Source organism: Tolumonas osonensis (assembly GCF_014202415.1).
GTDB classification, from domain to species: domain Bacteria; phylum Pseudomonadota; class Gammaproteobacteria; order Enterobacterales; family Aeromonadaceae; genus Tolumonas; species Tolumonas osonensis.
The window spans coordinates 206493-219930 of record NZ_JACHGR010000003.1 but is presented as its reverse complement, the minus strand read 5'-3'; the positions used below and the strand labels follow the sequence as shown (position 1 = coordinate 219930).

At 47.3% G+C, this 13438-nt stretch carries 11 protein-coding genes and 3 tRNA genes; 3 read left to right on the top strand and 11 right to left on the bottom strand.

The window, feature by feature from the left end:
• The first annotated feature begins 7 nt into the window (after positions 1-7).
• The 3 genes from galK to rlmD all read left to right on the top strand — a co-directional run bounded on the left by galK (position 8) and on the right by rlmD (position 3605).
• Complete coding sequence (gene galK / locus HNR75_RS05475; protein WP_188025997.1) at positions 8-1162, top strand: galactokinase; 1155 nt, start codon at positions 8-10, stop codon at positions 1160-1162.
• A gap of 12 nt (positions 1163-1174) precedes the next feature.
• Positions 1175-2155, top strand: a complete 981-nt coding sequence (locus tag HNR75_RS05470; protein WP_188025996.1) for a galactose-1-epimerase — start codon at positions 1175-1177, stop codon at positions 2153-2155.
• Positions 2156-2261: 106 nt separating this feature from the next.
• A complete protein-coding gene (rlmD, locus tag HNR75_RS05465) occupies positions 2262-3605 on the top strand; it encodes a 23S rRNA (uracil(1939)-C(5))-methyltransferase RlmD (RefSeq protein ID WP_188025995.1) in 1344 nt (447 codons plus the stop codon).
• Positions 3606-3773: 168 nt separating this feature from the next.
• Here the strand turns inward: rlmD and HNR75_RS05460 are convergent.
• The 11 genes from HNR75_RS05460 to pilM all read right to left on the bottom strand — a co-directional run bounded on the left by HNR75_RS05460 (position 3774) and on the right by pilM (position 13312).
• Positions 3774-3858: transfer RNA gene (locus HNR75_RS05460), tRNA-Leu, on the bottom strand.
• Positions 3859-3903: 45 nt separating this feature from the next.
• Positions 3904-3988: transfer RNA gene (locus HNR75_RS05455), tRNA-Leu, on the bottom strand.
• Positions 3989-4028: 40 nt separating this feature from the next.
• Positions 4029-4113, bottom strand: a tRNA-Leu gene (locus HNR75_RS05450).
• 99 nt (positions 4114-4212) lie between these two features.
• Complete coding sequence (glgA, locus tag HNR75_RS05445; RefSeq protein WP_188025994.1) at positions 4213-5661, bottom strand: glycogen synthase GlgA; 1449 nt, start codon at positions 5659-5661, stop codon at positions 4213-4215.
• A gap of 3 nt (positions 5662-5664) precedes the next feature.
• Positions 5665-6879, bottom strand: coding sequence for a glucose-1-phosphate adenylyltransferase (gene glgC / locus HNR75_RS05440; RefSeq protein WP_188025993.1), 1215 nt, complete (start codon positions 6877-6879; stop codon positions 5665-5667).
• Positions 6880-7233: 354 nt separating this feature from the next.
• Positions 7234-8277 (bottom strand): 16S rRNA (guanine(1207)-N(2))-methyltransferase RsmC, encoded by a 1044-nt coding sequence (gene rsmC, locus HNR75_RS05435; protein WP_188025992.1) that lies wholly within the window; start codon positions 8275-8277, stop codon positions 7234-7236.
• 97 nt (positions 8278-8374) lie between these two features.
• Entirely contained in the window at positions 8375-10495 is a 2121-nt protein-coding gene (locus HNR75_RS05430) for a type IV pilus secretin PilQ (RefSeq protein WP_188025991.1), read from the bottom strand.
• A 3-nt stretch (positions 10496-10498) separates the two neighbouring features.
• Positions 10499-11044, bottom strand: a complete 546-nt coding sequence (locus HNR75_RS05425; RefSeq protein ID WP_188025990.1) for a pilus assembly protein PilP — start codon at positions 11042-11044, stop codon at positions 10499-10501.
• Entirely contained in the window at positions 11041-11664 is a 624-nt protein-coding gene (locus tag HNR75_RS05420) for a type IV pilus inner membrane component PilO (protein ID WP_188025989.1), read from the bottom strand. The genes HNR75_RS05425 and HNR75_RS05420 overlap by 4 nt, the downstream gene beginning before the upstream one ends.
• A 17-nt stretch (positions 11665-11681) precedes the next feature.
• The gene (locus HNR75_RS05415) at positions 11682-12254 is read right to left on the bottom strand and encodes a PilN domain-containing protein (protein WP_188025988.1); all 573 of its coding nucleotides are present in this window, start codon (positions 12252-12254) and stop codon (positions 11682-11684) included.
• Positions 12242-13312 carry a type IV pilus assembly protein PilM gene (gene pilM, locus HNR75_RS05410; protein WP_188025987.1) on the bottom strand — a complete coding sequence of 357 codons (1071 nt, stop codon included), beginning with the start codon at positions 13310-13312 and terminating at the stop codon, positions 12242-12244. Before pilM ends, HNR75_RS05415 begins: the two co-directional genes overlap by 13 nt.
• Positions 13313-13438: the final 126 nt, after the last annotated feature.

Sequence of the window (13438 nt, the reverse complement as noted above, 5' to 3'; positions counted from 1 at the left end):
CATATCTATGTCATTAAAAGAAAAAGTACACGCTGTATTTCAGAGCAGTTTTGGTTGTGAACCGGATTTCTACGTCCGGGCACCGGGGCGCGTAAATCTGATCGGTGAACACACGGACTATAACGATGGGTTTGTGCTGCCTTGCGCGATTGACTATGAAACGGTCGTGGCGCTGCAACGTCGGGATGATGACAAAGTGGTGGTCGTGGCTGCCGATTATGCCAATCAGAAAGATGAGTTTTCACTGTCACAACCGATCGAAGCGCATGCTGACCAGCTCTGGAGTAACTATATCCGCGGCGTAGTGAAATATTTGCTGGAAAAAGGGTTCAGCCTGAAAGGCTTGAACATGGTGGTCTCCGGCAATGTGCCGCAGGGCGCCGGCCTGAGTTCATCTGCCTCGCTGGAAGTCGCGATCGGACAGGCATTTAACGATGCCTATCAGTTGGGCCTGACACCGGCAGCCATTGCGCTGAACGGCCAGGAAGCAGAAAACAAATTTGTGGGCTGTAACTGCGGCATCATGGATCAGATGATCTCGGCCAGCGGCGAGAAAGATCATGCCTTGCTGCTGGATTGCCGCTCACTGGAAACCCGTCTGGTCAAAATGCCGGAAGATCTGGCAATCCTGATCGTGCACTCGAATGTGAAACGTGGTCTGGTTGATAGCGAATACAACACCCGTCGCGAACAGTGTGAAACCGCGGCACGTCATTTCGGTGTCAAAGCACTGCGCGATGTCACGCTGGAACAACTACAGGAAGCGGCAGAGCAGGGCAAACTGGAACCGGTGGTCTATCAGCGTGCCCGTCATGTCATCACCGAAAACGAACGTACGCTGGCTGCGGCCGATGCCCTGGAAACCGGTGATCTGGAGAAAATGGGTGTCCTGATGGCGGAATCACATATCTCCATGCGCGATGACTTCGCGATCACGGTGCCGGCGATCGATACACTGGTTGAGATCCTGCAACAGCATATCGGTAACGATGGTGGTGCCCGTATGACCGGTGGTGGTTTCGGTGGCTGTGTGGTTGCCCTGTTGCGTCCGGCTCAGGTTGATGCCGTGATTGCGGCAGTGGAAGCAGAGTATCCTGCCAAAACCGGCCTGAAACCGACCTGCTATGTCTGCAAAGCCAGTGATGGTGCCGGCACGTTTTAGGCGGAGAGAATAATGACACAACTGATAACACTGACGAATGAATCAGGTATGCAACTGAAACTGATGACGACAGGCGCCGCCCTGTTGTCACTGACTGTTCCCGTTGGCGATGAACAACGGGAGGTCCTGTTAGGTTGCAAACCGGAAGATTATCTCCGGCAGCAGGTTTACCTGAATGCCATGGTAGGGCGTTTTGCCAACCGCATTGCCAATTCGGTTATCCACTACCAGGGGGAAACCTATCATCTGGTTGCCAGTCAGGGCGAAAACTGCCTGCATGGCGGCAAGGATGGCTTTGATCGCAGAGAATGGTCCATTGTCAGTTTGCAGCAAGATAAAGTGACCTTGTCACTGCATTCTGCCGATGGTGACCAGGGTTTTCCGGGCGAGTGCGATGTCACGCTGACCTATGCGTTAGAAAACAACGATGTACTGATTGATATTCAGGCTACGGTCTCTAAAGCGTGCCCGGTGAATCTGACTTGTCATGGTTATTTCAATCTGGATGGTAAACGCGGCGATGTCAGGGAGCATGACCTGATGGTTAATGCCAGCCGCTATCTGCCGATCGATGCGATGGGAATTCCGCTGAGTTCCGCGCCGCAACCTGTCGAGGCGGCCCTGGATTTGCGGCAGTCCCGTTGTCTGAAAGAGCAATGGCTGAGCCATCCGCAATTGGTCACGGCGAAAGGTTTTGATCACTGTTATCTGCTCGATTCAGATGCTCAGGAAGCCGCTGCCCGTCTGACGTCTGCAGATGCCAGACTGACCATGGAAGTGTTTACCAATCAGCCCGGAATACAGATTTATACCGGCAACTATCTGGACGGTGCGCCTTCCCGTGATGGGACGCTATATCAAGACTATGAAGGTATCTGTCTGGAGGCCCAGCTGTTACCTGATAGTCCCGGTCGGCCTGAACTGGGCGATCCCTGGCTGTTACCAGGAAACACTTACCACCATCAAACCCGCTACCGGTTTATCGCCGCATAAACCCGTTGTCTGCCAAAGCCGGAACATTTTCCGGCTTTTTCTTCTTCCGACGGGTACATTTCGCTAAAATGACCGACCTGATTTTTGTCATCACGTCGGAGCCACCATGCCACATTCCGGGCAACCCATTACTCTTTCTGTCACTGCGCTTTCTGAAAAGGGCGATGGTATTGCCGACTGGCACGGACGCAAAGTATTCATACCGGATACATTGCCCGAAGAAGAAGTGAGTGTCGCATTACACGGTATTAAACCGAAATATGCCCAGGGCGAATTACTGCAGGTGCTCCAGCCTCATCCGCAGCGTGTTCCACCTCACTGTCAGTATGCGGAATGTGGTGGTTGCCAGTTATCGCATCTGGCCTATGCCGGACAACTGCAACTGAAACAGCAGCAGGTGACAGCAGCCTTGCAGCGCAAGGGTATCTTTGTGCCTGTTGAACCTTGCCTGGGGATGTCAGAGCCGCTGGCATTTCGTAATAAGGCTGTGTATGCCGTGCGCAGCGAAAATGGCGAACCTCAAATCGGGTTTTATCGTAAGAACAGTCACCAGGTCATTGATATCGCAGCCTGTCCGGTTCAGCACCCGCAAACAACAGACATCATTATGGCTATCCGGCAATGGATGAAAGATCTGAACATCGCCGGTTACGATGAAGCGAACCATACCGGTTGCCTGCGTTATGTCATGATCCGTCATGGCTTTAAAACCGACGCCTGTATGGTGGTGCTGGTGACCTTAACCGAGCAACTCCCCGGTGAAGCCGAATTACTCCATTACCTGCAAGCCTGCGGCAAGATTGACAGCGTGATTCACAATGTTAATCCGGAGCGAGTGAACCGGATTTTAGGCGCTCAGCAACGGGTGTGTGATGGCACTGACGCAATCGAAGATGAATTGCATGGGTTGACCTTCAGCATCTCTGCGCATTCGTTCTATCAGGTCAACCCGCAGCAAACCGACCAGTTGTATGCGACCGCATTGCGTTTTGCCGAGCTAACCGGTGACGAAACAGTGTTTGATATTTATTGCGGGATCGGCACTATCTCCCTGTATCTGGCACAGGAAGCAAAGAAGGTGATCGGTATTGAAGTGGTCGCGCAGGCAATCGAGGATGCACGCAATAACGCACGACGGAACCATCTTGATAATACGGAATTCTATACCGGGAAAGCGGAAGAAGTTGTTCCCGCACTCTATACACAGGGCGCCCGGGCAAATGTTGTCGTCGTTGATCCTCCGCGTAAGGGATGTGATCTGGCGGTACTGAATACCATGGCGGCCATGAAACCTGAACGGATTGTTTATGTTTCCTGTGACCCGGATTCACTGGCCAGAGATCTGGTTGTTCTGCAGCAGGCCGGGTACAGCATCAGGAAAGTACAACCGGTTGATATGTTCCCACATTCCATGCATGTTGAAACGGTCGTCCAGCTGACAAGAAATTAATGATTATCCGGAGACAGGGGTGATAGCCGGTTACCCACTAAATCGGTTGTCACGCTTGTCTTCGGATTTTCGTAACAGATGTGGTTTTTAGCGGGCAGCGAATTAACAAATAGCGCATATAACAAAAAAGCACACTGCCTTGTGAGCTGTGTGCTTTTTCGAAGAATTTGGTGCGAAAGGAGGGACTCGAACCCTCACACCCGAAGGCACTAACACCTGAAGCTAGCGCGTCTACCAATTCCGCCACCTTCGCACTGATTGTCTCTGACTGTATTTACATGCTGTCAGCAGCATGATTTGGTGCGAGAGGAGGGACTCGAACCCTCACACCCGAAGGCACTAACACCTGAAGCTAGCGCGTCTACCAATTCCGCCACCCTCGCACTGTGTCTGACTGTATTTACATGCTGTCAGCAGCATGATTGGTGCGAAAGGAGGGACTCGAACCCTCACACCCGAAGGCACTAACACCTGAAGCTAGCGCGTCTACCAATTCCGCCACCTTCGCATCTGGGCCGGCATTCTACCGATTCCTGACCCTGCGTCAACTGTCAAAAAGAAGAAAAACAGAGAAATTGGTTAGATCGCTCTGTTTTTCATCAATTAATTACTGCCAGCCTAACGCTTTACGGTACATATCTTCATATTCATGGACAGAATCTGACCATAAGTACCGGGTTAACATGGCATTCCGCTGAATTCTGCGGAATTCATGCGGATCTTGCACATAAAGCAGTAATGCTCGGCGTAATATGTTCAGCAGATCATGCGGTTCCGGTTCCTCAAAGACAAAACCCGTTGCCTGTGCCGGATTCTGATCATAATCGGTAACCGTATCCTTTAATCCGCCCACTGCTCGAACGATTGGCAAAGTACCGTATGCCAGACTGTACATCTGGTTTAAACCGCATGGTTCAAACTGAGATGGCATCATGAAAAAGTCACTGCCAGCTTCCACCAGATGAGCCAGTTCATTGCTATGCGCATTGAAAAAGACAAATTTTTGCGGAAATTGCTGGGCAATCGCTTCCAGTCTTTGTGCCAGCACCGGATCACCGGAACCCACTACAACCACCTGAACATTATGCACCAGGAACTTGGCTAATATTGGCAGTAAATAGTGAAGCCCTTTTTGCTCAGTCAGGCGACACACCATGCCAAATACAGGCAGATCACAAACCGGCAGATTAGCCCGCTGCTGTAACTGTCGTTTGCATTCGGCTTTACCCTGCAAATCATCAACATGATAGCGAGCCGGGATCAGATGATCGGTGGACGGATCCCAGTCGTTGTAATCACAGCCGTTGATAATGCCGCAAATATCTGCCGACCGATCCTGAAAATGTTTTGCCATGCCATGACCACCAAGATAAGACATGAGTTCTCTGGCATACGTCGGGCTGACTGCGTTGATCTTATCCGCGTATAAAACACCGCATTTCAGGAAATTAACGTAGTAGGGACCCTGATAGATAGCATCATTAGCAGCATTCCGGATTTCAGGTAACGCCCAGAGCTGGCCGCGTTCACAGATCCCCTGAAAAGCCCCGTTATGAATCGTAATAACGCTTTTGGTCTGAGCAAAAAACGAATTCTGACCAAAGCGGGTTTTCAATAACATAGGCACAAGTGCCGTATGCCAGTCATTACAATGGACAATGTCGGGCCGGAAGCCTAATTGTTCCGTTGCCTGCAGGGCCGCCGCCGAGAAAAAGGCGAAACGTTCGCCGTTATCCGCATAGGCATTGTTATTCTCGCCGTACAGACTTGGTCTTTCAAAATAGTGTTTGTTTTCAACCAGATATAACGGGATATCAGCCAGGTGTAACTGACGGATCTCATACGGTACATCAACATACTGCGGTTCGGTTGACAGCGTGCCGCCCGTTACAATCGGACCATGTTCCCGTTGCGCGATAGCACTGTAGCCGGGAATGATGATTCTGACATCATGACCCGCCCGTTTCAGTTCAAGAGGAAGAGCCTTGGCGACATCCGCCAGGCCCCCTGTTTTGACGAAGCTTTCTACTTCAGAAGCTATAAACAATATATTCATTTATCAGAAACCAACCCTAGCCCCTTTCGGGATAACAACGATACCACCCTCTGATACAGTGAAACGCTGGCGGTCATAGGCAAGATTCTCACCAATTACTGTACCGGGAGCGATTTCTACCTGTTTATCAATGATCGCCCGGCGAATCTTGCAGCCTTCGCCAATTTTCACATCACCCAGGAAGATCGATTCACTGATGTCCGAGCCAGATGCGATGTTGCAACGGAATCCGAGAATACTGCGGTTTATCCGGCTACCCTGAATGTAACAACCGGCTGAAATCAGTGATTGGGATACATTGGTTTTGTAAGCGGCGGTATCAATGAATGTCGCTGGTGGCAATGGCGGATAAAAAGTATGTAATGGCCATTTCCGGTTATACAGAGAGAATGGTGGGTTATCGCTGACCAGATCCATATGTGACTGCCAGTATGAATCGATAGTACCAACATCACGCCAGTAAGCACCTTTTTCCCCTTCGATCTGATTCACACTGAAATCATAGACATACACAGGGGCGTGCGGATACAGTCCGGGAATAATGTCACGGCCAAAGTCATGAGTGGAATTATCTTTTTCAGCGTCAGCGGTTAATTCACTTAACAATGTATTGGTTTCAAAGACATAGTTACCCATTGATGCCAATGCAAAATCAGGATCACCCGGAATAGATTTAGGATTTTTCGGTTTTTCTTCAAAACCAATCATCCGGCCGTCTTCATCAACTTCAATCACACCAAAAGCGGAAGCTTCGGCGATAGGAACCCGGATTGCAGCTACAGTCAGAACAGCCTGTTTTTCCTTGTGAAATTCCACCATCTGACGGATATCCATTTTGTAGATATGGTCGCTGCCGAAAATACATACATGTTCCGGACTGCTTTCTTCAATAAAACCAATGTTCTGATAGATCGCATCAGCAGTGCCATCATACCAGCGTTTTCCCATGCGCATCTGCGCCGGAATCGGGTCAATGAAACGCCCGCTGATCCCAGTCAGGTTCCAGCCTTTTTTCAGATGCAGATAGAGAGATTGTGATTTGAACTGCGTTAATACATAAATACGCAGCATGTCTGAGTTGATGAAATTGTTCAGTACGAAGTCTACAAGACGATAGCTGCCTCCGAAAGGAACAGCAGGTTTACTACGCGATACAGTCAGTGGTTGTAACCGGGTGCCTTCGCCACCTGCCAAAATCATCGCCAATACGCCAGACATAAGTTCTCCTATCCTAATTAAATCAAATCCATTAAGGCAAAGCGCTGATGAGTTCAGTGCTAATAAAATATCGTTGTAATTATCGGTGCGACGGTTTCCCGGACTAAAAGAGAGTTGCTTTACCTGTACTCACAACACAGACACTTGAAACTGATATCAGACTAACTTAGCCGCTAATTATAGACGGTACGGACTAAAAAGCCTGTGGCATACGTCAAGAGTTAGGTAGACAACAAAAAGAAAGGTGCAAAAAGTCAGACGGGGAGCACTGCGATATGACAAAGAACAACGGTGGCTGACGCCACCGTTTTAATCTAACAGATCCATGCGTGGTTTGTTAATGTAATCTTGGTGTCAAAAAGCGCGAATGATTTTGAAGCGTGAGTTTTCTTTGATCACGGACACAGAATGAAAAACTTCTGCCAGAATAGGTTCATAGCGCAGAAACTTGTTGGCGACCAGATATAATTGTCCGCCATGTTTCAGACGAGACGGTGCCTGATGCAGAAACCGTTCGGTGGCTTCATAATTTGTCTTCAGGCCGGCATGGAATGGCGGATTGGAAATAATGAAGTCAAATTTTGCATCTACATCAGAAAACATGTCTGAGGCAATAACCTGCGCTGAAAGATTATTCTCTTCCAGTGTCTTGGCTGCAGAAGCAAGGGCCAGCGCATTCACATCCGTCATTACGACTCTGGTATCGGGGGCTCGCAGACAAATGGTTGCGCCGATTACGCCGGCTCCGCAGCCAACATCTAAAATATCGCCACTCAGTGCTGGGAGGCTATCCAGTAAAAGTTGCGTACCTTCATCCAGCTCTCCGGCACTGAATACGCCGGGTAACGCAGAGACTTTCAATGCTGGTTGATCCGGCATTGATGGTAACAGGTACTGAGTGAACAGCGAATCAGGCAGACAAGGTGCAGGAGAGGCGGTCAGTTGTGCATAAAATAAGGAACAATGACGAGCACTATCTATTTTCTGTACATTTTCGGTGTAGGGTTGAAGCAGTTTAGGCGCGGCGCTGATACCACCTCTGTTCTCGCCAATGACAAAAATCTCACCATTTCCCTTTAATGATGGTAATACGCTGCTAAGCCATAAAGCCGCTTCTTGTTTGGCTTTTGGCATAAAAAGGAGAACGGCGTCATATTTATCGGCTGTTTCAGCGGGCGTGAATCCATAGCATAACCGGGAGCCCAGCGAAGGTGCTGTTGCCTGCAATTTATTAAATACGCTGTAATCGGAAACCAGACATGAGGTATTTGTTCCCGATAGTAAAGGCGTCAGCGACACAGACTGAAGCTGGCCACAAATCAGAATGTTCTTGTCCTGGAACAATGATTGGTGTCGGATCAGAAAAGAAGAAAGGTTATTGGGCTCAGCGTATTGCATAGCAGTCATGTTCAGATAAAAAAATAATTATCCTATAAAAAAAGACCTCTGCACATGGCAGAGGTCGGATGTTTCACTGATATCAGCTGAAAGAGGCTTACAGATTACCTGTTACAATCTTGGGTGTAACAAAAATCAGCAACTCTTTCTTGGTATTCGAGTTGGTTGTGTTGCGGAACAACACACCTAAACCTGGAATATCGCCTAATACAGGGACTTTATTCACTGTTTTCTTGATAGAGCGGTTATAGATACCACCCAGTACCAGTGTTTCACCATTTTTTACCAGCACCTGAGTACTGATAGCCTGGGTAGACAGTGCTTTAGCAGTACCGCCACTACCAGTGTTTACATCCTGATAGATATCATCCTGAGTGACATGCAGATCCAGAATCACATTATTATCCGGTGTGATCTGTGGTGTGACCTTCAGACTCAATACTGCTTTTTTGAATTCGACCGTTGTCGCACCACTGGAAGAGCTTTCGTTGTAAGGAATTTCATAACCTTGCTCGATAAGCGCCTCTTTCTGGTTAGCAGTTGTAACTCGTGGACTGGAGATAATTTCTGCCTTATTTTCGTTTTCCAGTGCACTGAGCTCCAGATCAAGCAAAGAACCATCGGCCAGTTTTGCGACCTGGAAGGCAATACTTGCAGCGGTACCACTGGATGGTGCTGCTGCAAGGTTAACGTTCAGACGGTCATCTATCGCAGGTGTCGTCATATTAGGTGGTGTTCCTGCGCTATCCAGACCTTCCAGCGATCCGGAGGTGCCGCCACTTGAGCCAGTCTCTGTCACACCCCAGCGAATCCCCAAGGCATCTTCAACTCCATCGGTAACGGTAACCATGCGGGCTTCGATCACGACCTGTTTAACGGCCACATCCAATACCTTGATCATATCTTTAATATGGTCAATTACTTCGGCGGTATCTTTTACCAGCAGGGTATTGGTACGTTCATCCACACTGACTGCGCCACGAGGGGAGAGCAGACGGGTCTTGTCATCAGCTAACAATTTCGCCATATCCGGTGCCTTGGCATAGTTGATTTGTACATACTCGGTGACAAGCGGTGCCAGATCAGCGACTTTCTGTTTATTTTCCAGTTGCTGTTTTTCCTGGGCGGCAATCTCGGCAGCCGGAGCGACCAACAGAATATTGTTGTCTAACCGTTTATCCAGCCCTTTTACTTTTAACACCGTATCCAGAGCCTGTTCCCAAGGTACCCCGTCCAGGCGCAAGGTAATGTTTCCGCCAACAGAGTCGGTGGTCACCAGATTGAGCTTATTAAAATCAGCAATCAGTTGCAAAACGGTGCGGACAGGTACATCCTGAAAATTCAGGGAAATAGGTTTTCCTTTATATTTTTTCGGCGCATTAGCACTGGCTGTTTTCAGTGGAGGGCTGACTTCAACAATGAATAAGCTGCCGGATTGATCATATTTATAATCAAACCGTCCTTTGATATTGAGATCAAATGTGACATTGCTTTTGTTCTGCTGCACATCGATGCTGGAAACAGGTGTGTTGAAATCATTCACGTTCATTAATGCGATCAGATCGGGTCTGATTCCGGTCGCATTGAAAGAGGCGATGACATGATTGCCCCGGGAAGTGACTTCAACTGCTGCAGCACTATTTTGTAAATTGATCAGTAACTGTCCCTGCCCATTTTTACCGCGGCGGAAATCAACGTGCTCAATATTGTTGATAACACCCGCATTGCTCTTCATCGCACTGCTACCAGCGGTAACATTCTCGGTTTGTGGAGCCAGGAGTTTACTGTCTGAAGCTGATTGTGCTTTGGCTTCATTAGCTAGCGACTGGCCCAGAGTAACAGAAATATGCGTACCATCCTGTTTAATGCGGTATGGCATCAAACGTTCCAGATTCACAGATACATCTAATCCGGCATTTTTCGGTTTAACCTGTATTTCCTGAATACCTAATCGCTCAATAGGGATAGTGTTTTGCTTTAATGCCGAGCTGGTAGCAGGAAAATTGAGATACAGCTGATTAGGCTGATATTTCAGTTTGTCTGTAAACGTTGTTACCGGTTCATTGAAATCAAACTGTAATTCAAGCTGATCCCCACTTAGCGGACTAACCCGGATATTTTCAAGTTCTGTCAGGGCGAATACCGTAGTTGAGTATGCAGCGAAAGAAAGCACAGCCGCTGTATATAATCCTGAGGTAAATAATCTGTTAGTACTCATGACTCATCCCTGTTTTTTGTTGGCGTTAGTAGTGGACGTATTAAGCGTCAGTGTAGTTGTTCTGTTGTTCCAGCAACCGCTACCATCCGGTATCATCTCGACTACTTCGATATCGTTTTTAGTTACTTTTGTTATCTTGCCGTGATTCAACCCGATATATTGGCTGGCTGTGACGCGATATACGTTACCTCCGGGTGCCAGTACCAGCCCCCACAGTCCCCGATCATCAGAAAGAGTGCCTTTCATCATCAGATTATCCAGAGAGTATTGCTCTAATTCCTCTTTCGGTCTGGTGAGGTCAGGCTGAATACATTTCAGTTTGGCTTTGGTAAATATCTGGCCTTGCTCTGGTTTTGGATCAATAAAAGGATCCCGCGCTTCTTGTGCCGTAAAAGCCATTGGCTCATAGGGCGTGATTGTTGGCAGTGGATCTATAGGTTGCGCAGGTCTTGCTTTTACCTGAGCGACATATGTCTGCAGATCGGTATTTTGCTCACAACCTGAAATCATTACCGTACTTAAAAGAAGGATCAGTAGTTTATATTTCATTTTTTCACCGTCCCCTTGGTATTTGTTTGTTTTTGATTAGGGTCTATACGGTAGGTTTTGGCCTGAACAGACATAGTCATGTCATTGGTTGTGTTCTCTTTAGCCTCTTTATTTACGGTAAAGCTACCCAGCAGAACGATACGGGGCAATGCAGCAATATCAGCCGCGAACTGTCCAAGCTGGCTGTATTGGCCGGAAATATCGATCCTCATTGGAAGCTCAGTATAAAACTCTTTTTTAATTTCAGGCTCCCAGTTGATACGCAATAGCTTTAGTCCATTATTAGTGGCTATATAGCTTATATCATCAAGCAGGCCTGCAACTTCAGCTTTATCTGGTAGCTGTTTTAACTGAGTTTTCAGCATTTCTTCCAGCTGTATCATTTGCTGGCGATAGGCATTCAAACTACTGGCCTGAGCAGCTCTGATTTCAAACTGACTCTTTAGTTCAATTTCCTGTTTCCTTGTCTGATCCAGTTTTTTTATGGAATCGGCGATCAGCGCATAGTAACCGGCACCTGCAATCAATATACACAGAAAGGCAATTAATATGCCTTTAGCCAGTGCCGGCCAGGAGGCAACATCATTGATGTCTAAATCATTTAATTCTTGAATATTCATTTACGCCCCCTGTGCTCTTACTGTTTTTTTGGAGCGGGATTAGATTTATTATTATTCAATACGTTAAACCGCATTGAAAACTCACTCAACTTCATCGCGGCAGTATCATTGGCAAAAATAGAGTTGATGGTCGTCTGACCTAACCAGCCACTTTTATCTATCAATCGCATAGTGCTTGCTACGCGGTTATATGCCTCAGCTTTACCGACTACATCAATCTGAAGTTGATCAAAGTTCATAGATTGTAAATAAACGCCATTAGAAACAATAACCGGCAGGTCATTAAATAATCTGACGGAAACATTACGACTTTGTTGTAATGTATCAATCAGTTTCATCCGGTTTACCAGCGACTGTTTCTGCGCCTTTATTTCGTTTATCTGACCAATTTCTGTATCCAGTATAGCTATTTCGTGTTGCAGAAATTGGTTGCGCTGATTCTGCGCACTGATCTGATGATTAAAATACTGGTTAACAATAAATACACCGGCAGTTGCGATAGCACAACTCACACCGATCAGGATAAAAAAGTTTTGTTTCTGACGTTCTTTGGCTGCCTCACGCCACGGCAGGAGGTTTATATTTGACATGGTGTAAAACTCCTTAAGGCTAATCCCAGAGCAGTCATATATTTAGCGCCATGACCAAAATTATCAGGCAACTTGTCCTGACTGTATAACGAAACAGGATCCGGATGTCTGACGTCCATTTCCAGTTGTAACGCTAATTGCTGGCGTAGTCCGGGAATTAAGCTGCCACCACCTGAAAGAACCAGAACATCTACTGTTCGGTGGCCGGAGGAACTACAGAATAATTGTATATTTCGTTTTATGTGTTGGCTCAGCTGGTTGATATAAGAATTAACTACATCAATATCAGTATAAGATGAAAGGGTGCCTTTCAATTTCATGCTTTCAGCTTCTTCCGGCGGCAAATTATAGAAGGTAGCCAGGGAGCGGGTCAGGCTTGCACCGCCAAAATCCTGTAAACGGGAATAGATCAATTCGCCCTGGAATATGATCCCGAAACTGAGAGATAAATCGCCGATATCCACTAATGCGCAGTATTTGTTGGCATCTGTTGTTTGTAATGATTTTTCCAGTGAAACAATAGCCCGCGTCAGCGCATGCATTCCTACGTCAACGACTTTAACGGTAAGATCACAATCATTAAATACGCTGATGGCACTGGCTATCGACTGGGAACGCGCCGCACAAATAAGTACATCATTGCGGGACGGGTCTGTGGTATTCGGTCCTAAAACCTCAAAATCCAGGCTGACCTCATCAAGCGGGAAGGGAATAAGTTGTTCCGCCTCCATCATGACAATATTTTCAAAATCAGTTTGGTTGATGTTACTGGCGACCTGCGTGATTTTGGTTATGACACTTGAACCGTTCACGGCAGTTGCAGCATATTTATATTTGCTGGGTAACATTCTTAACAACTGCTTAAACGTCTGAGAAACTCTGTCAACGTCCTGCAGTTGGAAATCGCGTATAGAACCTTTTGGCGTTGCGATCTCGGCCCAGGCATCAATGGATAAATTTTCTGCATCACCAGAAACTGCAACAGCCTTAATCGTACTGCTACCGAAATCAACCCCTAACATGGGGATATTCGTGCTCTTTTTCAGAAACATGACCATAGAGGCATCCATGCTGATATTGTTAGAATAGACGCATTGCGCCAAATGTAGGTTTAACTATAGCCGTAAGGCTTGATTTTGGCGATACGAATGTGTCCTTCAATTTTCTCGAATTTGAAGCAGATA

Excerpts from the sequence above, each read along its gene's own strand:
- galK (WP_188025997.1), top strand. The coding sequence starts at position 8 with ATGTCATTAAAAGAAAAAGTACACGCTGTATTTCAGAGCAGTTTTGGT.
- HNR75_RS05470 (WP_188025996.1), top strand. The coding sequence starts at position 1,175 with ATGACACAACTGATAACACTGACGAATGAATCAGGTATGCAACTGAAA.
- rlmD (WP_188025995.1), top strand. The coding sequence starts at position 2,262 with ATGCCACATTCCGGGCAACCCATTACTCTTTCTGTCACTGCGCTTTCT.
- glgA (WP_188025994.1), bottom strand. The coding sequence starts at position 5,661 with ATGAATATATTGTTTATAGCTTCTGAAGTAGAAAGCTTCGTCAAAACA.
- glgC (WP_188025993.1), bottom strand. The coding sequence starts at position 6,879 with ATGTCTGGCGTATTGGCGATGATTTTGGCAGGTGGCGAAGGCACCCGG.
- rsmC (WP_188025992.1), bottom strand. The coding sequence starts at position 8,277 with ATGCAATACGCTGAGCCCAATAACCTTTCTTCTTTTCTGATCCGACAC.
- HNR75_RS05430 (WP_188025991.1), bottom strand. The coding sequence starts at position 10,495 with ATGAGTACTAACAGATTATTTACCTCAGGATTATATACAGCGGCTGTG.
- HNR75_RS05425 (WP_188025990.1), bottom strand. The coding sequence starts at position 11,044 with ATGAAATATAAACTACTGATCCTTCTTTTAAGTACGGTAATGATTTCA.
- HNR75_RS05420 (WP_188025989.1), bottom strand. The coding sequence starts at position 11,664 with ATGAATATTCAAGAATTAAATGATTTAGACATCAATGATGTTGCCTCC.
- HNR75_RS05415 (WP_188025988.1), bottom strand. The coding sequence starts at position 12,254 with ATGTCAAATATAAACCTCCTGCCGTGGCGTGAGGCAGCCAAAGAACGT.
- pilM (WP_188025987.1), bottom strand. The coding sequence starts at position 13,312 with ATGGTCATGTTTCTGAAAAAGAGCACGAATATCCCCATGTTAGGGGTT.